20 protein-coding genes and 1 pseudogene are annotated in these 22,102 nt (G+C 74.7%); 13 read left to right on the forward strand and 8 right to left on the reverse strand.

Annotated features, from left to right (window positions below; all coding sequences use genetic code 11):
• Positions 1 to 59: 59 nt before the first annotated feature.
• Positions 60 to 1,544 (forward strand): alkaline phosphatase PhoX, encoded by a 1,485-nt coding sequence (locus tag ABT093_RS23775; RefSeq protein ID WP_350567580.1) that lies wholly within the window; start codon positions 60 to 62, stop codon positions 1,542 to 1,544.
• A gap of 76 nt (positions 1,545 to 1,620) precedes the next feature.
• Here the strand turns inward: ABT093_RS23775 and ABT093_RS23780 are convergent, their stop codons facing one another.
• Positions 1,621 to 3,222 (reverse strand): PucR family transcriptional regulator, encoded by a 1,602-nt coding sequence (locus tag ABT093_RS23780; RefSeq protein WP_350567582.1) that lies wholly within the window; start codon positions 3,220 to 3,222, stop codon positions 1,621 to 1,623.
• A 189-nt stretch (positions 3,223 to 3,411) separates the two neighbouring features.
• Between ABT093_RS23780 and pruA the strand changes: the two genes are divergently transcribed.
• Together pruA and ABT093_RS23790 are read left to right on the forward strand one after the other, a co-directional pair.
• Positions 3,412 to 5,040, forward strand: a complete 1,629-nt coding sequence (gene pruA / locus ABT093_RS23785; RefSeq protein ID WP_350567585.1) for an L-glutamate gamma-semialdehyde dehydrogenase — start codon at positions 3,412 to 3,414, stop codon at positions 5,038 to 5,040.
• Positions 5,041 to 5,178: 138 nt separating this feature from the next.
• The gene (locus tag ABT093_RS23790) at positions 5,179 to 6,108 is read left to right on the forward strand and encodes a proline dehydrogenase family protein (RefSeq protein WP_350567587.1); all 930 of its coding nucleotides are present in this window, start codon (positions 5,179 to 5,181) and stop codon (positions 6,106 to 6,108) included.
• A 66-nt stretch (positions 6,109 to 6,174) separates the two neighbouring features.
• Here the strand turns inward: ABT093_RS23790 and ABT093_RS23795 are convergent, their stop codons facing one another.
• On the reverse strand, positions 6,175 to 6,768 hold the full coding sequence (locus tag ABT093_RS23795) for a Uma2 family endonuclease (protein WP_350567590.1): 594 nt from the start codon (positions 6,766 to 6,768) through the stop codon (positions 6,175 to 6,177).
• A 148-nt stretch (positions 6,769 to 6,916) separates the two neighbouring features.
• Between ABT093_RS23795 and ABT093_RS23800 the strand changes: the two genes are divergently transcribed.
• Positions 6,917 to 7,612, forward strand: coding sequence for an RraA family protein (locus tag ABT093_RS23800; RefSeq protein ID WP_502884298.1), 696 nt, complete (start codon positions 6,917 to 6,919; stop codon positions 7,610 to 7,612).
• Between the two features lie 54 nt (positions 7,613 to 7,666).
• Here the strand turns inward: ABT093_RS23800 and ABT093_RS23805 are convergent, their stop codons facing one another.
• A complete protein-coding gene (locus ABT093_RS23805; RefSeq protein ID WP_350567650.1) occupies positions 7,667 to 8,944 on the reverse strand; it encodes a TerD family protein in 1,278 nt (425 codons plus the stop codon).
• A gap of 186 nt (positions 8,945 to 9,130) precedes the next feature.
• Positions 9,131 to 10,555 carry a hypothetical protein gene (locus ABT093_RS23810; RefSeq protein ID WP_350567592.1) on the reverse strand — a complete coding sequence of 475 codons (1,425 nt, stop codon included), beginning with the start codon at positions 10,553 to 10,555 and terminating at the stop codon, positions 9,131 to 9,133.
• A 518-nt stretch (positions 10,556 to 11,073) separates the two neighbouring features.
• Here ABT093_RS23810 and ABT093_RS23815 point away from each other — a divergent pair.
• The gene (locus tag ABT093_RS23815) at positions 11,074 to 11,580 is read left to right on the forward strand and encodes an SsgA family sporulation/cell division regulator (RefSeq protein ID WP_350567594.1); all 507 of its coding nucleotides are present in this window, start codon (positions 11,074 to 11,076) and stop codon (positions 11,578 to 11,580) included.
• A gap of 66 nt (positions 11,581 to 11,646) precedes the next feature.
• On the opposite strand, the gene ABT093_RS23820 is transcribed toward ABT093_RS23815, so the two are convergent.
• The 3 genes from ABT093_RS23820 to ABT093_RS23830 all read right to left on the reverse strand — a co-directional run bounded on the left by ABT093_RS23820 (position 11,647) and on the right by ABT093_RS23830 (position 14,840).
• Positions 11,647 to 13,146, reverse strand: coding sequence for a GAF domain-containing protein (locus ABT093_RS23820; protein ID WP_350567595.1), 1,500 nt, complete (start codon positions 13,144 to 13,146; stop codon positions 11,647 to 11,649).
• A 165-nt stretch (positions 13,147 to 13,311) separates the two neighbouring features.
• Entirely contained in the window at positions 13,312 to 14,463 is a 1,152-nt protein-coding gene (locus ABT093_RS23825; RefSeq protein ID WP_350567598.1) for a M48 family metalloprotease, read from the reverse strand.
• Complete coding sequence (locus ABT093_RS23830) at positions 14,460 to 14,840, reverse strand: BlaI/MecI/CopY family transcriptional regulator (RefSeq protein ID WP_350567601.1); 381 nt, start codon at positions 14,838 to 14,840, stop codon at positions 14,460 to 14,462. Before ABT093_RS23830 ends, ABT093_RS23825 begins: the two co-directional genes overlap by 4 nt.
• Positions 14,841 to 14,953: 113 nt before the next feature.
• On the opposite strand from ABT093_RS23830, the gene ABT093_RS23835 reads away from it, so the two are divergent.
• The 6 genes from ABT093_RS23835 to ABT093_RS23860 all read left to right on the forward strand — a co-directional run bounded on the left by ABT093_RS23835 (position 14,954) and on the right by ABT093_RS23860 (position 19,385).
• Positions 14,954 to 15,181: a hypothetical protein gene (locus ABT093_RS23835; protein ID WP_350567603.1), complete on the forward strand. Its 228-nt coding sequence runs from the start codon at positions 14,954 to 14,956 to the stop codon at positions 15,179 to 15,181.
• A complete protein-coding gene (locus ABT093_RS23840; RefSeq protein ID WP_350567606.1) occupies positions 15,181 to 15,849 on the forward strand; it encodes a phosphatase PAP2 family protein in 669 nt (222 codons plus the stop codon). Before ABT093_RS23835 ends, ABT093_RS23840 begins: the two co-directional genes overlap by 1 nt.
• Positions 15,850 to 16,018: 169 nt before the next feature.
• The gene (locus ABT093_RS23845; RefSeq protein WP_350567609.1) at positions 16,019 to 16,531 is read left to right on the forward strand and encodes a pyridoxamine 5'-phosphate oxidase family protein; all 513 of its coding nucleotides are present in this window, start codon (positions 16,019 to 16,021) and stop codon (positions 16,529 to 16,531) included.
• Between the two features lie 108 nt (positions 16,532 to 16,639).
• Positions 16,640 to 17,761 carry a TIGR03364 family FAD-dependent oxidoreductase gene (locus tag ABT093_RS23850; protein ID WP_350567612.1) on the forward strand — a complete coding sequence of 374 codons (1,122 nt, stop codon included), beginning with the start codon at positions 16,640 to 16,642 and terminating at the stop codon, positions 17,759 to 17,761.
• A gap of 34 nt (positions 17,762 to 17,795) precedes the next feature.
• Positions 17,796 to 18,473 carry a phosphonatase-like hydrolase gene (locus ABT093_RS23855; RefSeq protein ID WP_350567615.1) on the forward strand — a complete coding sequence of 226 codons (678 nt, stop codon included), beginning with the start codon at positions 17,796 to 17,798 and terminating at the stop codon, positions 18,471 to 18,473.
• Between the two features lie 129 nt (positions 18,474 to 18,602).
• Positions 18,603 to 19,385: an alpha/beta fold hydrolase gene (locus ABT093_RS23860; protein WP_350567618.1), complete on the forward strand. Its 783-nt coding sequence runs from the start codon at positions 18,603 to 18,605 to the stop codon at positions 19,383 to 19,385.
• A gap of 12 nt (positions 19,386 to 19,397) precedes the next feature.
• Here the strand turns inward: ABT093_RS23860 and ABT093_RS23865 are convergent, their stop codons facing one another.
• On the reverse strand, positions 19,398 to 20,069 hold the full coding sequence (locus ABT093_RS23865; RefSeq protein ID WP_350567620.1) for an HAD family hydrolase: 672 nt from the start codon (positions 20,067 to 20,069) through the stop codon (positions 19,398 to 19,400).
• A 496-nt stretch (positions 20,070 to 20,565) separates the two neighbouring features.
• Here ABT093_RS23865 and ABT093_RS23870 point away from each other — a divergent pair, with 496 nt between their 5' ends.
• The gene (locus ABT093_RS23870; protein WP_350567622.1) at positions 20,566 to 21,993 is read left to right on the forward strand and encodes a sulfatase family protein; all 1,428 of its coding nucleotides are present in this window, start codon (positions 20,566 to 20,568) and stop codon (positions 21,991 to 21,993) included.
• Positions 21,989 to 22,102, forward strand: a pseudogene (locus ABT093_RS23875) (BTAD domain-containing putative transcriptional regulator); the annotation flags it as partial. The gene ABT093_RS23870 and the pseudogene ABT093_RS23875, both read left to right, overlap by 5 nt.

The following is a 22,102-nucleotide window of genomic DNA, read 5'->3' on the forward strand; positions in this document are numbered from 1 at the left end:
CTCATGCCACGCACCGGGCTCCGCCCCGGTCGGCGGCCCACCCCTCAGGAGTGACTGCCATGTCGCTGTCCCGCCGGGACTTCGTCAACCGTTCCACCCTCGTCGGGGCCGGCGTTCTGATCGCCGGCAGCGCCGAGGCCCTGGCCACCGCGCCGGGTGCGATCGCCGCCCCGGCCGGTGGCGAGGCTCCGGTCGCCGAGGCCGCCGCGGCCGAGCGCGTCGCCGTCGGCTACGGCCAGCTGGTCGCCGACCCGGAGGGCCTGCTGGCCCTGCCCAAGGGCTTCAAGTACAAGGTCCTGAACCGCGCCGGCGTCAGCAAGCTGCGCACCGGCGAGTTCACCCCGAGCAACCACGACGGCACCTCGGCGTTCGAGGACGAGCGCGGCGGCAACCTGCTGGTCGTCAACCACGAGCTGTCCGGCGCCCGCGCCAACTGGCCGAACCCGGTCCCGCTGACCGAGGGCCACGTCTACGACCCGGGCGCGGCCGGCGGCTGCACCATCGTGCACGCCAAGGCCAACGGCAAGGTCGAGCAGTGGGTCGGCATCGCCGGCACCGCCACCAACTGCGCCGGTGGCATCACCCCGTGGGGCACCTGGCTGTCCGGCGAGGAGACCGAGGACAAGGCCGGCAAGAACGGCTTCACCAAGGACCACGGCTACGTCTTCGAGGTCGACCCGTTCGACGACGACTACAACCGCGACCCGCAGCCGGTGAAGGCCTTCGGCCGCTTCGCCCACGAGGCCGTCGTCGTCGACCCGAAGCGCGGCCACGTCTACCTGACCGAGGACGCCTCCAACCCCAACGGCCTGCTGTTCCGCTGGACCCCGGAGGCCGGCTTCAAGCACGGCCGCTACAAGCTGCGCAAGCTGGCCGCCGACGCCGGCGTGTTCGAGGCCTTCAAGGTCTTCGACGCCCAGGGCAAGTTCATCGACGACCTGTCGCGCGCCACCAAGGTCGGCACCACCTACGGCGTGGACTGGGTCAAGGTCCAGGACCGCGACGCCAGGACCGTCTCCATCCGCAAGCAGTTCAAGGACGGCGAGGTCACCCGCGCCCGCAAGCTGGAGGGCATGTGGTGGGGTGACGGCGGCTTCTACTTCGTCTCCAGCTACGCCCGCGCGGAGAGCCCCGGCGCCGCCCACGACGGCCAGGTCTGGTTCTACAACCCGACCCGCCGCACCATCACCCTGAAGGTCCTGCTGGGCGTCAACACCGACGTCTGGGGCGACCACGACAACTTCGACGGCCCGGACAACATCACCGTCTCGCCCTACGGCGGCATCGTGATCGCCGAGGACGGCGAGGGCGTCTCGCACCTGTTCGGCGCCACCGACGAGGGCCTGACCTTCCCGATCGCCCGCAACGAGCTCAACATCGGCACCGCCGAGAAGCCCGAGTTCAGCGAGTTCACCGGCGTCACCTTCTCGGACGACGGCAAGACCCTCTTCGCCAACATCCAGACCCCGGGCATCCAGCTGGCCATCACCGGCCCGTGGCACCGCCTGAACGAGCACAAGCGCGGCCAGGGCTACGGCGCCTGAGCCTGATCACCGGAAGGGGCCCGTTCCTCGGAGCGGGCCCCTTCCGCGTGCCCGGGCGCCTGTCGCGTGCCGGGGCTCAGGGCTCGGCGGGCAGCCGCAGCTGCAGCATGGCGAGCAGCCGCTGCTGCGGCTGGGCGAGGTCGATGCCGGTCAGCTGCTCGGCCCGGCGGACCCGGTAGCGCAGGGTGTTCGGGTGGATGTGCAGGGCGTCCGCCGCGACCCGGACCTCGCCGAGCGCGTCCAGCCAGGCCAGCACCGACTCGGCGAGCCGGGTGCCGTGCCGCCGGTCGTACTCGGCGAGCGCGGTGAGCCGCGGGTCGCGCAGGCCGCCGCGCTCCTGGAGCAGCGCCAGGATCTCGCTGACCAGCACCTCGGCCTGGACGTCGATCAGCGCCGCGACCTCCAGCTCCACCCCGCCGCGGCCCATCGCGTCCAGGATCCGGTCCGCCTGGGCGCGTGACTCGGGCACCAGGGCGAGGCCGTCCACCGTCGAGCCGATCGCGGCGCGCAGCGGGACGCTCAGGTGGTCCCGGGCCGCCTCGACCACCTCCTGCGCCCAGCCGCGCACGGTGGCCATCGGCAGGTTGGCGGGCAGCTCGGGCAGCAGGACGTAGACCCGGGACTCGATCGGTGCGAGCAGCGCGGCGCGGTGCCGGGCCGCCGTGTGCACCGAGATCAGGCCGGTCACCTCGGCCCGGGTCAGCTGCTCGGTGGTGCCCGCGCTGTACGCCAGCACGGTGGCCGGGCGGCGCAGGTCCAGGCCGAGGTGGGTGGCCAGCGACTGCGGGCCGGTGGAGCCCTCCAGCAGGCCGGTGAGCAGGGTCTGGGTCAGCCGGACGTCCGCGGACAGCTCCCGGCGCCGGCGCACCAGCTGGGCGGCGGCCACCCGGGCCGCGCCGACCAGCGCCTGCTCGGCCAGCGGCGCGAGCGGCTGGGCGCCCTCCTGCACCCAGATGGTGCCCAGCGGCTGCGCGCCGGCCCGGATGCCGATCGCCAGCCGGCGGCGCAGCCCCAGCTCCGGGTGCGGGTCGACCGCGATGGCGGTGTCCGAGCTGCGCAGGTGCTGGAAGACGCCCCACTCGCGGAGCTTGGACAGGTACGGCTCGGGGCCCTGCCAGCCGAGGATGGACAGCCGGCGCAGGTCGTCGACCTCGTCGGAGTCGGAGGAGCGGGAGTAGGCGAGCACCCGGCTGGAGGTGTCCTCGATCGAGACGATGCCGTTGGTGAGGACGGCGACGGTCTGGGCGAGCGAGAAGAGGTCGCCGGCGTTGTGCTCGGCGGTGCCGGGCGTGTCCGGTGCGTCGGGCCCGGCGATGATCGCGCGGGCGAGCGAGTCCAGGTGCTCCCAGCGGGTCTCCCGGCGCACCGAGAGCAGCGCCACGCCCGCCTCGGTGGCCGACTCGCGCAGCGCGTCGGCCTGCCCGGGGGCGTCCAGCTTGACGGCCACCGCGGCGGCCCCGGCCCGGCCGGCGGCCCGCAGCGCCGGGAGCGCGGCGCGGCCGCGGGCGCCGATGGCGAGCACGAGCTCGCCGGGGGCGGCGGTCGGCGGGTCCTCGGGGTCGAGGATGGCGACGTCGCGGACCGGGACGTCCAGCCCGTGCGGCGCGGCCTGGAGCTCGACGAGCGGCTCGCCCAGGGACATCAGCAGCTGCCGGAGCGGGAGGCCGGGGGTGGTCATACGGGCCTCCTCGGGGGCGTCCGGAGGGCTGGTGCCCGAATCTTCATCCAGGCGGACAACGCCGTCCGGATGATTTTAGCCGTCCGGCCAATCAAGCGGGCCCCGGTGCAGGAATAGCGTTCGTCATGTGGCCGGCGTGCGACCCGCGCCGGCATCCCCCCGCAAGAAACGAAGGAGAGCGTGCGCTCTATGGACGCTGTGACCCAGGTCCCCGCGCCGGTGAACGAGCCGGTCCACAGCTACGCCCCGGGCAGCCCGGAACGGGCCCGTCTGGAGGCCAAGCTGAAGGAGCTGGGCGGCCAGGAGCCGGTCCAGCTGACCATGACGATCAACGGTGAGCGCCGGATGGGCGGCGGCACCGAGTTCCACGTCGTCCAGCCGCACAACCACGCGGCGAGGCTCGGCACCCTGCGCAACGCCACCCAGGCGGACGCGCAGGAGGCCATCGACACTGCCCTGGCCGCGGCCCCGGCCTGGCAGGCGCTCTCCTTCGACTCCCGCGCCGCGATCTTCCTGCGCGCCGCCGACCTGCTGGCCGGCCCCTGGCGCGAGACCCTGGCCGCCGCCACCATGCTCGGCCAGTCCAAGACCGCGCAGCAGGCCGAGATCGACACTCCCTGCGAGCTGGTCGACTTCCTGCGCTTCAACGTGCACTTCGCCCGCCAGATCATGGCCGAGCAGCCGGTCTCCTCGGACGGCGTGTGGAACCGCAGCGACCACCGCCCGCTGGAGGGCTTCGTCTACGCGATCACCCCGTTCAACTTCACCGCCATCGCCGGCAACCTGCCGACCGCCCCGGCGCTGATGGGCAACGTGGTGCTGTGGAAGCCCTCGCCGACCCAGCAGTTCTCCGCGCACCTGCTGATGCAGCTGCTGGAGGAGGCCGGCCTGCCCAAGGGCGTCATCAACATGGTGACCGGCGACGGCCTGGACGTCTCCGCCGTCGCGCTGAAGCACCCGGCGCTCGCCGGCATCCACTTCACCGGCTCCACCGCCACCTTCCAGCACCTGTGGCGCGAGGTCGGCAACAACATCTCCGGCTACCGCACCTACCCGCGGATCGTCGGCGAGACCGGCGGCAAGGACTTCCTGGTCGCCCACCCGTCCGCCGACAAGGCCGTGCTGAAGACCGCGATGACCCGCGGCGCCTTCGAGTTCCAGGGCCAGAAGTGCTCCGCCCTGTCCCGCGCCTACGTCCCGGCCTCGATCTGGGCCGAGCTGAAGGACGAGTTCCGCGACGAGGTCGAGGGCCTCACCATGGGCGACGTCACCGACCTGTCGAACTTCATGTCGGCCGTCATCGACGACCGCTCGTTCGCCAAGAACAAGGCCGCCATCGACCGCGCCCAGGCCGACCCGCAGGTCGAGGTCCTGGCCGGCGGCACCTACGACGACTCGGTCGGCTACTTCGTCCGCCCGACCGTCCTGGTCTGCGAGGACCCGGCGAGCGAGTACTTCAAGGACGAGTACTTCGGCCCGATCCTGGCCGTGTACGTCTACGAGGACGAGAAGTACGACGAGATGCTGGCGCAGATGGAGTCGGTGTCGGCCTACGGCCTGACCGGCGCGATCATCGCCCAGGACCGCGAGGCCGTCCAGCACGCGATGCTCAAGCTGCGCAACGCGGCCGGCAACTTCTACATCAACGACAAGCCGACCGGTGCGGTCGTCGGCCAGCAGCCGTTCGGCGGCGGCCGGGCCTCGGGCACCAACGACAAGGCCGGTGCCAAGCAGAACCTGGCGCGGTGGACCTCGACCCGCTCGGTCAAGGAGACCTTCGTCCCGCCGACGGACTACCGCTACCCGCACATGGGCTGAGTGCCCCGGACGACTTGGTCCCTGACGCCCCCGGTCCCGCAGCCGGCCGCGTCCCACGGGCGGCGGACCGGCCACCCCCCCTCGGTCCGCCGCCCGTACTTTCTGCCACCCTTAGAAGCACCAGCTCCAGGAGTCACGATGCTCCGTTCCGCCCTCCTCGCGGCTTCCCGGTCCTCGCAGGTCCGCACCGTCGTCGAGAAGTTCCCGCCGACCCACGCGATAGTCGAGCGGTTCGTCGCCGGCGAGGCCCTCGACGACGCCGTCACCGCCTGCGACGACCTGGTCGCCACCGGCCGCAAGGTCACCCTGGACCACCTCGGCGAGGACACCCAGGACGCCGCCCAGGCCGCCGGCACCGCCGAGGCCTACGAGCACCTGCTCAAGGCGCTCAAGGAGACCGGCCTGGCCGCCGGCGCCGAGGTCTCGGTCAAGCTCTCGGCCGTCGGCCAGTTCCTCCCGGTGGACGGCGAGAAGATCGCGCTGGAGAACGCCCGCCGCATCTGCGAGGCCGCCGCCGACGCCGGCACCACGGTGACCCTCGACATGGAGGACCACACCACCACCGACTCCACCCTGGCCATCGCGCGCGAGCTGCGCGAGGACTTCCCCTGGCTGGGCGTCGTCCTGCAGGCCTACCTGCGCCGCACCGAGGCCGACTGCCGCGAGTTCTCCGGTGCCGGCTCGCGCGTGCGCCTGTGCAAGGGCGCCTACAAGGAGCCCGAGTCGGTCGCCTTCCAGGGCAAGCACGAGGTCGACCTCGCGTACGTCCGCGCGCTCAAGGTGCTGATGGCCGGCGAGGGCTACCCGATGATCGCCTCGCACGACCCCAACATGATCAAGATCGCCGGCCAGCTGGCCCAGTGGAACGGCCGCACGCGCGACTCCTTCGAGTACCAGATGCTCTTCGGCATCCGCCCCGAGGAGCAGCTGCGCCTCGCCGACGAGGGCAACACCATGCGCGTGTACCTCCCGTACGGCCAGGAGTGGTACGGCTACTTCATGCGCCGCCTCGCCGAGCGCCCGGCCAACCTCACCTTCTTCCTGCGCGCCATGGCCACCCGCGGCTGACGCGTACGAGCACACGGCGGCCCGCGCCCTCCCTCCGGAGGGCGCGGGCCGCCGTGCGTTCCGGTCCTAGAGGAAGGGCTTGGTGTCGAGCTCGAATTCGAACGGGGCGGGGAGGTGGAGTGGCTCACCGAAGGCGGCCAGGCGCACCTCGGTGTACTCGTCGCGCTTGGGGTTCGAGAAGAGGCTGACCTGCGATTTCTCCCGATCGATCAGCAGATACAGCGGGATCGCAGCGCGCGCGTAGCAGTGGCGCTTGGCGATCCGATCCTGGTCGGGCTTGGTGGACGTCACCTCCGCCACCATGGCCACACCGTTCGGTTCCATCCAGGACGGGGCGCCTCGGAAGAGGCGGAGATCCATGGGCGCGAATGTCGCGTCGGGGATGACGTGGTTCTTCGGGCAGAGCCCACCGCTGACCAACCGGAGGCCTTTGGTGCCCGCCACTTGCATCCGGACCTTGGAAAGACGGCTCGTCTGGTCGATGAGCAGCCCGACGTAGTCCTCGTGATCGCCGTCCGGCGGTGGTGCCACGCTGATCTCTCCCTCGATGAGCTCGGCCCGGAAGCCTTCGGGGGAGTGCAGGCTCAGGAAGCTCTCCAGCAGGATGTCCTCCTGCGACGGGGAGTCCGCGATCGGTTTCTCATGCGCCACAGCACTCATGATGCCCATCCTTCAGATGAACGTCACGCTAGTGCCGGGTTCGGCGGACTTATGCCGTGCGCGGTGGTTTTTCACCCGACGGTGTGAGGCGCTGGGCGGCGTAGGCTCGGTTCGCTGGTGAACTGGGCTTTCGGCGGTGGGAGTTGGCATGGTGGTGAAGCGGTTCGCGGAGTTGTCGACGCCGTTGGTGGCGGACGCGTGCGTGCGGGTGGGGGTGGCGCCGCGGGCGGCGCCGGCGGGGGTGCGGGCGGTGCTGGCGGGGAGCCGGGTCGCCGGGCGGGTGCTGCCGGTGCGGCACTACGGGAGCGTGGACGTGTTCCTGGAGGCGTACGGGGCGGCCGAGCCCGGGGACGTCGTGGTGATCGACAACGGCGGGCGGACCGACGAGGCGTGCGTCGGGGACCTCGCCGTGCTGGAGGCGCGGGCCGCGGGGGCCGCCGGGGTGGTGGTGTGGGGGCTGCACCGGGACACCCCGGAGCTGGTGGAGATCGGGCTGCCGGTGTTCAGCTACGGCAGCCTGCCGCTCGGTCCGCTGCGGCTGGACGGGCGGGAGCCGGAGGCGCTGGCCAGTGCCCGGTTCGGACCGCACCTGGTGGGCACCGGGGACGTGGTGTTCGCGGACGCGGACGGCGTGCTGTTCGTGCCCGGCGACCGGCTGGACGAGGTGCTGGAGGCGGCGGCCGGCATCGCCCGCACCGAGCGCGCGCAGGCGGAGCGGATCCGGGCGGGCGACACGCTGCGCCGGCAGACCGCCTTCGACGCGTACCTGGAGCGCCGCGCCGCCGACCCGGCGTACAGCTTCCGGCAGCACCTGCGGCAGGTCGGCGGGGCGATCGAGGAGTGAGCCGGGACGCCGGCGCCCCCCGACGGTGCGTCGGGGGGCGCCGGCGGGAGCGGGTCAGAGCATCGAGGCGGCCGGCTTGACCATGGCGCGGGCGGTCTTGGCGTCGACGTACTCGCCGATCGCGGTCATCACCCACTCGCCCGAGTACTGGCGGACCAGCTTGCACATCACCACGCCGGTGCGCGACTCGGAGTGGGTGAGGTCGAAGCGGACCAGCTCCTGGTTGGTGGCGGCGTCCACCAGGCGGCAGTAGGCGTTCTTGACCTCGGTGAACTTCTGGCCGGAGAAGGAGTTCACGACGAAGACCAGGCCGCAGACCTCGGCCGGCAGGCCGTCGAGGTGGACGGTGATCGACTCGTCGTCACCGCCGCCCTCGCCGGTCAGGTTGTCGCCGGAGTGGGCGATGGCGCCGTTGAAGATGCCCAGCTTCATGAACCAGGCGGTGTCCAGCTTCTCGCGCTTGGCGTCGAAGGCGAGGCAGGAGGCGTCGAGGTCGATGTTGCGGCCGCGTCCGGCGGGCTCCCAGCCCAGGCCCATCCGGACGGCGGACAGGAACGGCTTGCCGTTCTTCTCCAGCGAGACCGAGCCGCCCTTGGTGAGGCTGACCCGGCCCTTGTCCAGGGTGACCTTGGTGAAGGACGGGGCGGCGGCCGGCGGGGCCGGGGGAGCGGGCGGCATCGGGGGCGCGCTCTGCGGCATCGGCGGGGCGGAGGCCATCGCGACCCGGGGGTCGACCGGGGCGGCGGGCGCCGGCGGCGGGGTGACCGGGGCCGGGGTGACCGGGGCCGGGGGCGCGACGGGCGCCGCGGCGGGGACCGGGGCCGGGGCGGCGGCCGGCTGGTCGTCGACGCTGACGCCGAAGTCGGTGGCGATGCCGGCCAGGCCGTTGTCGTAGCCCTGGCCGACCGCGCGGACCTTCCAGGCGCCGTTGCGCTGGTAGACCTCGACCACGATCAGCGCGGTCTCCCGGCCGAGCGGCGGCGGGGTGAAGGTGACCAGCACCTCGCCGGTGGCGGCGTCCCGGACGGTCGCGGTCGGCTCGATGCCCGCGAAGGTGGCGCCGGCCTCGTCGGGGCTGGCGGTCACCACGATCTTGGTGATCCCGGCCGGGACGGCGGCGGTGTCGACGGTGATCGCGTCGGGCGTCCCGGGGGAGGCCGGGCGGTGGGTCACGCCGGGTCCGTTCGGGGCGTTGTAGAAGACGAAGTCGTCGTCCGAGCGGACCTTGCCGGCGTCGGTCAGCAGCAGGCCCGAGACATCCAGCGCCTTGGGTGAGGTGACCTCGACGGTCACCCGCGCGGCGGTCAGCGGGGCGTTTCCGCCCTGGGTCAGGACCGTGGACACGAACTCCTCCTGGAATGCGGTGGTGCGGCGCCTGCCCCTAGGGTGGGGCGGCTGTGCCGGCTGGCGACCACAGTAACGAACGAGCCGGGCCGGATGCGCCCGAACCGGGCGCTGACCTGTCGCATTGTCGGCTTGTCGGACCGGGGTGGGGCTGTGCGGGACGCGGCGTGGCGGTCAGCCGGCCGGGGCGGTGGCGCGCGGTGCGGGTGCCGGTGCGGCTGTCGGTGCTGCCGCCGGTGCGGCGAAGGTGCCGAGGGCGGCGACGGCGCGCGGACGGCCGATGCCGAAGGCGCTCGCGCTCCAGGACTGGGGCGTGCGGTGGCCGGCGGTCGCCGGGCGGGCGGCCGCACCGGCGGGCGGGCGGGTGCCGCGCACGCTGAAGGTGTAGCGGCCGGGGCGGACGTCCGTGCCGGGCGGGGTGGTGAAGCGGTAGACCGCCGCGCCGTGGTCCTGGTGGGCGGTGACCACGGCGCCGGCGAGGTCCGTCCAGGCGGTTCCGGCGCCGGGGGCCGCCGTGCCGGGGGCGAGGCGGAACTCGGTCTGCAGCGCGGTGAGCGGTTCGGTGACGGTCAGCGCGAGGACGTGCCGGGTGCCGTCGCGGCCGAGCGACTGGACGACGGCCGCGCCGGCGAGCGCCTGGTCGTCGGCCTCGTCCGCGCCGCCGGCGGGCCGGCCGGCGCCGTCGCCCGACGGGTCGGCCTTCGCGTCGGCCTCGTCCGCGCCGCCGGCGGGCCGGCCGGCGCCGTCGCCCGACGGGTCGGCCTTCGCGTCGGCGTCGGCGGTGGTGCCGAGGGTGCCGCCGGTCCACTCGCGCGGCGACGGCGTGGGTGTGCCGGGGGCGCCCGGGGCGGGGACGAACGGCCGGGGCACGGACGGCGAGGGGGAGGGCGCGGGGGTGGAGGCGGACGGCGACGGGGAGGCCGCGGGCGGCGCCGCGTCCTCGGCGGGCCGGCGGGCGGTCTGGGCGCCGGTGTCGGCGGCGCCGGTCGCGAGCTGCTCCTCGGCGGACTGCGGGCGGTTCGGCCGGCCGCCGGAGAGCGCCTGCGGGTCGCCGCCGGTGCCGGGCGGCTCCGCGGCGGGGCCGCCGGTGACGCCGTGTCGGGGCGCCGGGCCCTCGGCCAGCGGCACGGTGGGCGGGGAGCCGCCGGTGCGGGGCACGGCCGGGCTGGAGGAGCGCTGACCTGGCACGGCGTCGGGCGCGCGGGTGCCGGGCCCGGGCGTGGCCGGGCGGCGGCCCGCCGCCGCGTCGGGGCCGGTGGCCTCCGCGCCGGACGCGGTCCCGGTGCCGGAGGTCGTGCCGGTGCCGGTACCCGTGCCGGAGGCGGCGTCGGGGGAGCCGGCCGGGCTGGGCGGCGGGCTGGAGCCGACCCGGGCGACCCCGGCCCGGCGGCCCACGCCCTGCTGCTCGTTGAGCAGGAAGGTGGTGGCGATGCTGATGCCGACGACGGTGGACATCGCCATCGCGGCGCCGGAGAACCGCAGGGTGGGCAGCCGCAGGCGGCCGCCGAACGGCCCGGGACGGCCGTGCCGGCCGTGGCGCGTGCGGTACCGGTCGTGCGCGTACGGCGCGTCCTGCCCGGTGTCGTCGGACAGAGTCACCTGACCCCTCCCTCCCCTGAAGTCGCCGTTTCGGTCGTCGCATTGTCCCACGTGCCGACGGCGGTGCCGGTGCCGCCGGACCGGGCGGACGGCCGCCGGAGTCCCCGGCGTGACCGGCGCGTTCGGTCCGGTCCCGTCGGATCCGGTCGGAAACGGTCCGAGGTGGTACCGGCTGGTCCGGTCCGGTCGGAAACGTCGTCCGCGGTTCGTTCGGGCACGGTCCGGCCGGGTGGTTGCGGGGGCGCGCGTGCGGAGTCCGACCGGACGCGCGCGCGGGCGTGCGCCGGCAGGGGGACGAGCCTAGCAGCGGGCCCCGGGGCGGAGGCCAGTGCTCGGACGGAATTGATCCAATCCGTGGACAACCCTTTGACCAGCGGAAGTTGACGGTCCGTCTGACAAGACCGGTAAGGGATCAGGGGGCGCCGCGGGGGTTATTGCAACCTCTTTGCAACCCTTGCCCGACCCGCGCGCGGCGGAGCACGCTGGTGGACATTCCACGCCGTCCCGGAGAGACCGTCATGCCGCCCGACCCGCTGCCAGCACCCTCCAGTGCCCCCCTCGCCGCTACCCCCACGGGCGGCGATGAGGCAGGCTCCACCGCCGCTCCGGCGGCGGTGGAGGAGGTGCTGACCCTGCGGATCTCGCTGGGCGAGGAGGTGGTCGGAGAGGTCCGTACGCGGTTCCGGTTCGACTCCGCGCGCCCGTACGAGGTGCTGCTGACGTTCCACCTGGGGCGGCCGGACGAGGCCGACTGGGTGTTCTCGCGCGAACTGCTGCGCGACGGCCTCCGCTCGTTGAGCGGCCAGGGCGACGTCAAGCTGTGGCCGGCGTACTGCCCGTGCCACGGCTCGACGTTGCACCTGGCGCTCGAGTCGCCGCACGGCAGTGCCCTGCTGGAGGCGCCCAGGCCGAAGGTCCAGGACTGGCTGGACCGGACGTACGCACTGGTGTCGGAGTCGGCCGAGCGGGCCCACGGGCCGACCGACGCCCAGCTGACCGAACTGCTCGGCGGCGGCGGGCGCTGAGCCGGACGCCGGATGCCGTCCGCCGGATGTCGGATGCCGTCCGCCGGGCGGGGTTCGAAGGCGGTCCTAAGGGGGCGGCAGCGGGACGCGGCCGGTCCGGGAGCGCGGCGGCACCGACCCGTCGGCCGGGGGTCGCGGGCCGGGTAACGGCGGAGTGCCGGGCAGCCGGACCGTCCCGCCGACCAGCCCCGCGCGCAGCCTGCGCACGGCCGGCGCCGAGGAGGTCGGCAGCAGGTCGTACGGGTCCTCCGGGCCGAGCACGGTGACCAGCAGCGACTCGGCGAAACGATACGGCCGGTGGGCCAGCAGGCCGCCCAGGTAGCGGCGCAGCCGGGACAGCTCGGCCCGCACCGTCACCGTCCGGGCCGGGTCCCCGAACAGCGCGTCGGCCAGCTGCGCCGCGCTGAGGCCGTTGCGCTCGGTGGCGAGCAGCAGCAGCAGTTCCGCGTGGCGCGGGCTGAGCGCGTGCGACCAGCTGCCGGCCGCGCCGTGCACCGACAGTTCGGGGCCGCCCGCGCGGCGCAGGTCCAGCCGGAGCCCGGCCCCCTCGGCCTGTTCGGCGAGCAGCCCGGCGCCGGGGCCGCCCGCGGTGTCCCCGGACGGGGCGGACGGGGCGGTGTCCTGCGGGCGGACCGGCCGCACCAGCCAGCCGTCGGCGAGCGGCTCGATCACGCACTCGCCCAGGCTGGGCAGCCAGTGCACGGCGGCCGAGCCCCAGCCCTCGGCGGGCAGCCGCAGCCGGGCCGGCGGCGGCAGTCCCGCCGCGGCCGCCGTCCAGCCGGCCGCGTCGACGACCAGGGCGGGGCCGTTCACCCGGGCCAGCATCGGGGCGGCCAGGGTGCGCAGGTGGTGCAGGGACTCCAGGCGGCGGGCGCGCAGCTCGGTCTCGGCGAGCTTGGCGGCGGTGGCGGTCAGCTGGAGCAGGTAGGGGCGCACCGAGTGGGCCGGGCCGCTGAGGTTGATCGCGCCGATCAGCCGGCCGGTGCCGGGGTCGTGCACGGGGGCGGCGACGCAGGTCCAGGAGTGGTGGCTGCGCAGGTAGTGCTCGGCGGAGTGGACGTGCATCGGGCGCTGGGCGCGCAGCGCGGCGGCTATGCCGTTGGTGCCGACGCGCTCCTCCACCCAGCGGGCGCCGGTGAGGAAACCGATCCGCTCGGCGCTGCGGCGCAGGCCGCGTTCGCCCTCCTGCCAGAGGATGTGGCCGTCGGAGTCGGTGATCGCGAGGATCAGCGGGGGCTGGTCGGTCTGCTCGACCAGGGTGTCGCGCAGGATGGGCAGCAGCGGGTCGAGGCCGCTGGCCTGCCGGCGGTGCTCGATCTCGGCGGGGCCGAGGTGGACGGTGGTGGCGCCGGCGTCCGGGTCGAGGCCGATGCGGCGCAACCGCTCCCAGGAGTCGCCGATCTCGGGGCGGGGCTGGAGGAAGGGCGGGTCGTCGGGGGCGGTGTCCCGGTTGGCGCTGCGGGCGGCGGCCTCGGCGAGGGCGCGCTCGTGGATCCTGGCCAGTTCGGCCGCGCTCTGCGGAGTACGGCGTTCGGGTCGTCGGGTCTGCCGTCCGGGCTGCCGCACTCGTGTCGCTCCTCGCCGCCGTTCGAGGGCGCGCCGGGGCCGACGCGCTGACGAAAGCGTACGGGCGCCGTCGGTTCCTGGGGATGGGGTCTGCCAACTCGGAATACCAGACGGTACGAGAGTGGCCGCGCCGACGATTCGGGGCCGGCCGGGCCGGCCCCGGGGTCAGCGGGCGGGCGGTTGCCGCTGGGCGGTCTCGACGGTGCGGTGGAGGTCGGCGGTGGCATCGAGGCTGGTCACGGCGGTGAGGGCGAGGCAGGCGGTGAGGGCCAGGGCGGCGATCCGGTGGGTGGTGGCCGGTCCGGCCGGGCGCGGGTGGAGCAGGGCGGCGACCCGGCGGGGGACCGGTCCGCCGTGGGCCGCCGGGGCGTGCCGGGGGCGGCCCGGCCAGGGGGAGCGCCCGGCGGCGAGGGCGGCCCGGCCCACCGCGCGGGCGGTCACCGCGCGGTCGCCGACCCGGGCGGCGGCGGCCTCGTCGGCCCAGCGTTCGAGGTGGTAGCCGAGCGGCGCGCGCAGGGCCCGCAAGGCCGGGTGGACGACGGCCGCGTGGGCGGCGAGGGCGAGGAAGAGGTGGTGGCGGGCGGTCAGATGGGTGCGTTCGTGGGCGAGCAGCGCCGCGCGTTCGCGGGCGTCCAGGGCGCGGAGCATGCCGGTGGTGACCACGATCCGGCCCGGTTCGGCGGGCCGGCCGGGGCGGCGGGGACGGCCGGGCAGGGCGAAGGCGTCGGCGTGTTCGTCCGGCAGGACGGCGAGTTCGGGGGCGGGCGGGGTGGTGAGCAGCTGCCTGGCGCGCTGGGCCAGCGGGGTGCGCGCCCGGCGCATGGGTGCGCGCGGGGGGCGCGTGTCCGGATGCTGGTCGTACGGGCCGCCTGATGGACGGTGCGGGCGGGCCGCGGTCCCGGTGGCGGCCTCGGCGACGGTTCCGCCGGTGGTTCCGTCGGCGGTGCGGGCGGCGGCGGCCTCGACGGCTGCGCGGGCGGCGCCCAGGTCGCGCCGGTGGCGGCGCGCGGTGCGCAGCGCGAGCGCCCCGAGGACGGCGAGCGCCAGGGCGGCCGGCCCGGCCGCCGCCGGGGTGCCGGGCGTTCCGGCGGCGAGCCAGTGCGGGGAGAGGTGGCCGAGGGCGGCGACGGGCGGCAGCCGGAGCAGTCCGGCCGCGGTGAGCAGGCCCAGCGAGCAGAGCGTGCCGCCCGCGAGCACGGCCGCCGTCGCGGCCAGGGTCCGGGCGGCGGCGCGCGGCGGCAGCGCCTCGGCGAGCCGGCGGGCGGGCAGGACGGCGAGGAAGGGCAGCAGCAGCGGGGCCCAGACCGCGACGATCACCGGGCGGCGCCCTCGTCGCCGAGCAGGTCGCGCAGCAGGCGCTCGTCCTCCGCCGAGAGGTCGGAGACGAACCGGGCGAGCACGGTCGAGCGGTCGGTCTCCCGGCCGAGTTCGGCGTGCATCCGGCGGGCGGCGAGACCGGCGGGGTCGGCGACCGCCGGGGTGTAGGCGTAGCCGCGTCCGGCGCGGGTGCGGCGCACCGTCCCCTTGTCGTGCAGCCGGGCGAGGATCGTCGCGACCGTGGTCCGGGCCAGGCCGGTGCCGAGGGCGCCCTGGATGTCCTGCGGCGTCAGCGGCCGGTCCGCGGCCCAGAGGGCGGCGAGCACCTCGGCCTCCAGTTCCCCGGCGGGCCGGCGGGCCGGCGGTACGTCGGACATGGCGGGGTTTCCTCCAGATGTCGTCTACAGTCATGTAGACCGTCTACGCGATTGTAGACAGTCGGGCGCGCCCCTGCGGTGCCGCCCACCAACGTACGGGAGGTCCGTCGGTCATGGTCCGGTCGTTCGCCGCTCCGGCGCCCGCCGCCCCGGGGGTGCTCGGTGCGCTCGGTGCGCTCGCCGGGGCCGTCCTCGGTCCGTTCGTGAACGGTTTCGTGAACGGTATCGACGGTTATCCGCCGACTGTCGCCGGTCTGGTAGTAGTTGTCTCCATGCTCCCGATTGTTCTCGAAGTGTTCCGCTCCCGGCGGGCCCGCCGTCACGGCGGTGACGGCCGGTGATGACGCCCCACGAGCTGGCCGTGTACGACGGCAGCGGCATCGACGGCGGCCTGTACCGCCTGGTGGTCGGCTGGGCGGAGGCCGCGCCGCACTGGTTCAACCGGCTGGTCGAGCTGTGGACCCTGCTGGGCCTCGGCGTGTTCGCGCTGCTGATGCTGGCCGCCTGGTGGCGGGCGCGCGGCGCCGGTCCGGCGGTGATGGCCCGGGTGCTGGCCTCGCCGCTGGTGGTGCTCGTCGCCTACGCGGTGAACTCCGGGATCAAGGGGCTGGTGGAGGAGGTCCGGCCGTGCGCGCAGTTGCGGGTGCACGACACCCTGGAGGCCTGCCCGGGCCCGGGTGACTGGTCCTTCCCGAGCAACCACACGGTGATCGCCGTCGCGGCCGCCGCCGCGCTCTGGTTCGCCGACCGGCGGATCGGCGCGGTCGCCGCGGTGGCCGCCGTGCTGATGGGCGCCTCCCGGGTCTGGGTCGGGGTGCACTACCCGCACGACGTGCTGGCCGGCGCGCTGGTCGGCCTCGCGGTGGCCGTCCCGCTCGCGCTGGTGGCCGGTGCGGCCGGGCCGCTGGTGGACCGGGCGCGCACCGGTCCGCTGCGGCCGCTGCTCGGCGCCGGTCCGCAGTCGGTGGCGGCGCCGGCCGGCCGGCCGGTCGGTGCCGGGCGGGACTGACCGGCCCGAGGGCGGGCAGATCGGACGCCGTTCCGAACCCTTGTGCGTCCGGGGCGGCGGGGAGAGCATGTGAGCCGGGCGCGGCCGCCCCCGAGGGGAGTACCCGCCCGGCTCAGTCGTGCCAGGGCGCCGCGCGCGCCGGGCGTGCCAGTGGAGGGAAGTGCTGTCCATGCCGTACCGACTCGACATCACCCAGGGGGACTGGCCGGCCGAGGAGCTCGGCAAGGGCGTCGAGGGGCTGCTGGCCGAGGCGATGGTGCTCACCCTCGCGACCGCCGGCCACGAGCGCGGCCCGCACGCCAACCTCGCCTTCTTCGCGTACGACGACGACCTCGTCCTCTACTTCGTCAGCGAGCGCGCCACCCGGCACAGCCACCACCTGGCCGAGGAGGCCCGGGCGGCGGCCACGGTGTTCCTGCCGCCGCCGGCCTTCGGCGAGCAGCTGCGCGGCCTGCAGCTGACCGGCGGCGCGGGCGAGGCCTGGGGGCGCCAGGCGGAGGCGGCGCTGGCCGCCTACCAGGGGCGCTACCCCGCCTTCGCGCAGGACGCGGAGGTCCGCGAGCAGTTCCTGACCGGCGGCGGGGCGGCGGCGCTGTACCGCTTCCAGGTGGAGGAGCTGACGGCGGTGGACGAGCCGAGGTTCGGTCGGCGGCACTATCTGCGGGCGTCGGTGCGGCGCTGACCCGGCGGCCGGCCGGCTACCAGGTTGTCTGTACAACTTATCGGCCGGTTCATCTGCGGTCCGCCGGTCGGTCTCCCCTCGGACACCTGGCCGCACCAGTCTGGCCGCATGAGAGTCATCGTCGTAGGAGCAGGCGTGCTCGGCACCATGCACGCCTGGCAGGCCGTCGAGCGCGGCCACGAGGTCGTCCACCTGGAGCGCGAGGCCGAGGCGCGCGGCGCCTCGGTGCGCAACTTCGGGCTGGTCTGGGTCAGCGGCCGGGCCCGGGGCGAGGAGCTGGACACCGCGGTGCGGGCCCGCGAACTGTGGGAGCGGATCGGCGGACAGGTGCCCGACCTCGGCTTCCGCGCCAACGGATCGCTCACCGCGATCCGCACCGAGGCGGAACTCGCGGTCGCCGAACAGGCGCTGACCCTGCCCGACGCCGCGCTGCGCGGCTACCGGCTGCTCGACCCGGAGCGGACCCGGGCCGCCAACCCCGCCCTGCGCGGCACGCTGCTCGGTGCCCTGCACTGCGAGCGGGACGCCGCCGTCGAGCCGCGCACCGCCCAGCCCGCGCTGCGCGCCGCCCTGGCCGCCACCGGCCGCTACACCTTCCTGCCCGGCCGCGAGGTCCGCGACGTCATCGGCGAGAACGCCGTCCGCGACGACCACGGCGACGTGCACACCGGCGACCTCGTGGTGCTGTGCACCGGCGCCTGGCTGGGCGGCCTGGTCCGCGAGCTGGCGCCCGCACTCCCGGTGCGCAAGGTGCGGCTGCAGATGATGCAGACCGACCCGCTGGACGAGCCGCTGACCACCTCGGTCGCCGACGGCGACTCCTTCCGCTACTACCCGGCCTTCGCCGGTACCGCCCTGGACCGCCTGCGCGAGGTCCAGCCGCAGCCGCCGGTGGCCGCCGGGCACAGGATGCAGCTGCTGGTGGTCCAGCGCCGCGACGGCGGCCTCACCATCGGCGACACCCACGAGTACGACCAGCCCTTCGGCTTCGACGTCGTCGAGGACCCGTACGACCACCTGGTGGGCGTGGCCGAGGAACTGCTCGGCCGTCCGCTGCCGCGGGTGCGCCGCCGCTGGGCCGGGGTGTACGCGCAGTGCGTCGACAGCACCCGGGTCGTCCACCGCGAGCGGGTGCGCGACGGCGTCTGGCTGGTCACCGGCCCCGGCGGCCGCGGCATGACCTGCTCGCCCGCCATCGCCGAGACCACGGCCGACCTGGCCAACCTGTAAGTCCGTCCGAGCCCGTCGAAGGAATCGAAACATCATGCCGTACGACATCCGCCTGGTCGTCCTGGACATGGCCGGCACCACCGTGGCCGACGACGGCCTGGTCGAGCGCGCCTTCCAGGCCGCCGCCGGCTCGCTCGGCGTCGAGGCCGGCAGCCCCGAGCACGCCCGGATGCTGGAGCACGTCCGCGCCACCATGGGCGAGTCCAAGATCTCCGTCTTCCGCCACCTGTTCGGCGAGGAGGAGAAGGCCCAGCGGGCCAACACCGCCTTCGAGGCCGCCTACCACGACCTCGTCGACGCCGGCCACTGCGAGGCGCTGCCCGGCGCGGCCGAGGCGATCGCCGAACTCCGCGGCCAGGGCCGCAAGGTGGTCCTCACCACCGGCTTCTCCCGGGCCACCCAGGACCGCATCCTCACCGCCCTCGGCTGGGAGTCGATCGCCGACCTCACGCTCTGCCCCGCCGAGGCGGGCCGCGGCCGCCCGTACCCCGACCTCGCGCTCACCGCGCTGCTGCGCACCGGGACCGACGCGGTGAGCCGGATCGCGGTGGCCGGTGACACCGGCTACGACATGCTGACCGGCTCGCGGGCCGGGGCCTCCGTCGTCGCCGGCGTCCTCACCGGCGCCCACGGCGAGGAGCGGCTGCGGGCGGACGGGGCGACGCACGTGCTGGCGTCCGTCGCCGAGCTGCCCGCGCTGCTCGCGGGCTGAGCCCGACGCGCGGCGGCGGGGCGGGGTCGGGGGCCCGCTCCGCCCCCGCGCGGGTGTCACCGTCGCGGGGGCGGCGGTAGCGCGGGGCCGTGGGCTTGTGCCGTGGCCCGGGGCCGTCAGACTGGGGGCATGGAGACCATGGTGGCCGTGGCGGGCGGCGAGCTCTGGGCGGAGGACACCGGCGGGGACGGGCTGCCGCTGGTCCTGGTCCATCCGGGGGTCGGGGACTCCACGATCTGGGACCCGGTCCTGCCCGCGCTCACCGCGCGGCACCGGGTGATCCGCTACGACTGCCGCGGCTACGGCCGCTCGCCCGCGCCCACCGTCCCGTACTCCCAGCTCCGGGACCTGGTGGCCGTCCTCGACCACTTCGGGACGGAACGGGCGGTGCTGGTGGGCAACAGCAACGGCGGGGCCGCCTCGATCGACCTGGCCCTGACGGCCCCGGAGCGGGTCGCGGGCCTGGTCCTGCTCGTCCCCGCGGTGAGCGGCCACGACCTCACCGGCGCCGAGCTGTCCCGGCAGATGGGCCGGCTGGCCGAGGCCGGCGACCTGGAGGGCATCGTCCGGCTCGGACTGGGCCTGTGGGGGAAGGCCGGCGGCGGCACCCCCGAGGCCGACCCGGTCGGCGCCGCGCACATGAGGGCCGTGCTGCCGGCCTGGTTCGCCAACATCGGCTACCTGCGGAGCGAACCGGCCGCCTTCGACCGGCTGGGCGGGATCACCGCGCCCACCGTGCTGGCCCTGGGGGAGCTGGACCGGCCGGTGGTCGTGGAGTTCAACGAGCGGATGGCGGCCCGGATCCCCGGCTGCCGGCTGGTGCGGCTCACCGCCTCCGACCACTACCCGACCCTGCGCGAACCGGAGGCCGTCACCCGGCTGGTCGAGGAGCTGTACGACGGCGTGGCGTGAGCCGCGGGCGGTTCAGCGGGCGGCTCCGTGCGCCGCGAGCAGGGCCGGGAGTTCGCGCATGTCCTCGAAGACGACGGTGCCCGGGCCGGTGAGGCGGGCGGCGGGGGTCAGGCCCCCGGCGTAGCCGAACGCGCGCATGCCCGCGGCGCGCGCGGCCTGCACGCCGGGCGCGCTGTCCTCGACGACGGCGCAGGCGGCCGGCGGCACGCCCATCCGGCGGGCGGCGTGCAGGAAGAGGTCGGGCGCGGGCTTGCCGCGGGCGACCTCGGTGGCACTGAAGATGCGTCCGGCGAAGCGGTCGAACAGGCCGGTGCGGCCCAGGGTGTGCGCCATCTTCTCGTGCGAGCCGCTGGAGGCGACGCAGGTCGGCAGGGCGATCGCGGCGAGCGCCTCGGGCAGGCCGTCCACGGGCTCCAGGCCCGCGTCCACCTCCTCGGCGTGGCGCCGCACGAACTCCGCCCACCACCGCTCGGCGGTCTCCCGGCCGAGCCGGGCGGCGATCTGCTCGTCGATCGACGCCATCGAACGGCCGATGAAGCGCTCCACCACCTCCTCCTCGGTCAGCGGCCAGCCGAGTTCGGCGCCCAGCGCGGTCTGGACGCGGGCCGCGATCCGCTCGCTGTCCACCAGGACGCCGTCGCAGTCGAAGATGACGAGCCGTATCGGTTCGGTCGAAGTGATCACGGCCGAAGGATAGGCGCGGCGCCCGGTTGTTGACGAGGGGAAACCTGCGGCCGGAAATCCGAAACGGTGCGGAAACAAAAGCGCCCGGGTATTGCCAGTGTTCGCCGGGAACTTCTACAGTCGCTCGCATGGCAGCTGGAGAGTTCCTGGCTGCTCGCCGGCACGTCGATTTCGGACGGCTCGCGAGCGCGCTCTGTACGGCCGTTCCGGCGTGAACCGGCGGCGGTCCCCGGACGGGTGGACGGGGCCTGCCGCAGCGCGTCGGACCTCCTCGGGGTGACTCGCACCCGCACTGTTCGTGCAGGTCGGTGAGGTGCCCCGGTTCCTTCACAGCGGAACCCCGGTGAGTCGCCGTGCCCGTGAATGCTGTCCGGGGTGCGGGCGCGGACGTCGTGCGGACCGGTGGGCCGCTTTCCCCGTGAATGATTCCGGCGCCGCCCGCGGGATTTCCCCGCGAGGCCGCCCGTGGAATCACCGAAAAGCATGGAGGGAATTCATGAGCGAGATCGACGATTCGGAAACGAACGGTTCGCCCCGGGTCGGCCGGCGCGGCTTCCTGGCCGGCGCCGCGGCCGTGGCCGCCACCGCCGCGGCCCCGGCGGCGCTCCAGCTCGCGGCCGCGAGCCCGGCCGCCGCGGCCGGGGCCACCCGGCCCAACATCCTGCTGATCGTCACCGACGACCAGCCCAAGCACACCGAGTGGGCCACCCCGCAGATCGTGGACTGGATCGCCGGCCACGGCGTCCGCTTCACCGACGGCCACGTCACCACGCCGCTCTGCGCGCCCTCGCGGTCCTCGGTGTTCTCCGGCCGCTACGCCCACAACCACGGCGTGCGCAACAACGGCGCCTCGCACAGCCTGGACCAGCACACCACCGTCCAGCGCTACCTCAAGCAGGCCGGCTACCGCACCGGGCTGTTCGGCAAGTACCTCAACTCCTGGACCCTGGCGGACAACCCGCCGCACTTCGAGGAGTGGGCGCTGCTCCAGCCCGCGTACAACAACGCCAACTGGAACATCAACGGCGACGTCCAGACCCTCACCGGCTACACCACCAACATCATCAAGAACCGCACCCTGGCGTTCCTCGACAAGGCCGCCACCGACTCCCGCCCCTGGTTCGCCTACGTCACCCCGTACGCCTCGCACGAGCCCAACGTCCCCGCCGCCAAGTACGCCGACACCGTCGTCCCGCCGTGGAACGGGCGCCCTTCGGTGCCCGAGGCCGACCGCAGCGACAAGCCCGGCTACATCCAGAACGCCACCGCCACGCTCGCCGACGCCCAGGCGCTGCGCACCCGCCAGCTGCGCACCCTGCTCTCCGTGGACGACGCGGTGCAGGCGATCCACGACAAGCTGGTGGCGCTCGGCCAGCTGGACAACACCCTGGTCATCTACCTCGGTGACAACGGCTACACCTGGGCCGACCACGGCTGGCTCAAGAAGTCCGTGCCCTACTCCCCGGCGCACGAGGTGCCGTTCTACCTCTCCTGGCCGGCCGGCGGCCTCGGCGCGGGAACCACCGACCACCGGATCGTCGCCAACATCGACGTCGCCCCGACCATCCTGGACGCCGCCGGCATCACCCCCGACACCCCGCAGGACGGTCACTCGCTGCTCACCCCCTACAGCCGGAACCACCTGCTGGTGGAGTGGTGGAAGCAGGGCACGGCGGCGGGCGGCCCGCCCACCTGGTCCTCCTACGTGGCCGCCGACAAGCAGTACACCGAGTACTACGCGCTGCACACCGACGCCAACGGCACGGTGTCCGGCACCGGCGAGGTGAAGTTCCGCGAGTACTACGACCTGGCGGGCGACCCCTACCAGCTGAGCAACCTGCTGTACCAGGCCACGCCGCAGCAGGAACAGGCGCTCGGCATTCCGGCGTTGGCGGCGCAGCTGGCCGCCGACCGGGCCGCCTGACCCTTCCCCCGACATGGAGTCCTCGGCCCGCCGTCTGGAGGAGAACCGGCTGCGCGCCGTCGAGGAGCGGGTGCGGCTGGAGCTGGCCCTCGGCCGGCACGAGGACCTG

The organism is Kitasatospora sp. NPDC002551 (genome assembly GCF_040296005.1).
Classification (GTDB): domain Bacteria; phylum Actinomycetota; class Actinomycetes; order Streptomycetales; family Streptomycetaceae; genus Kitasatospora.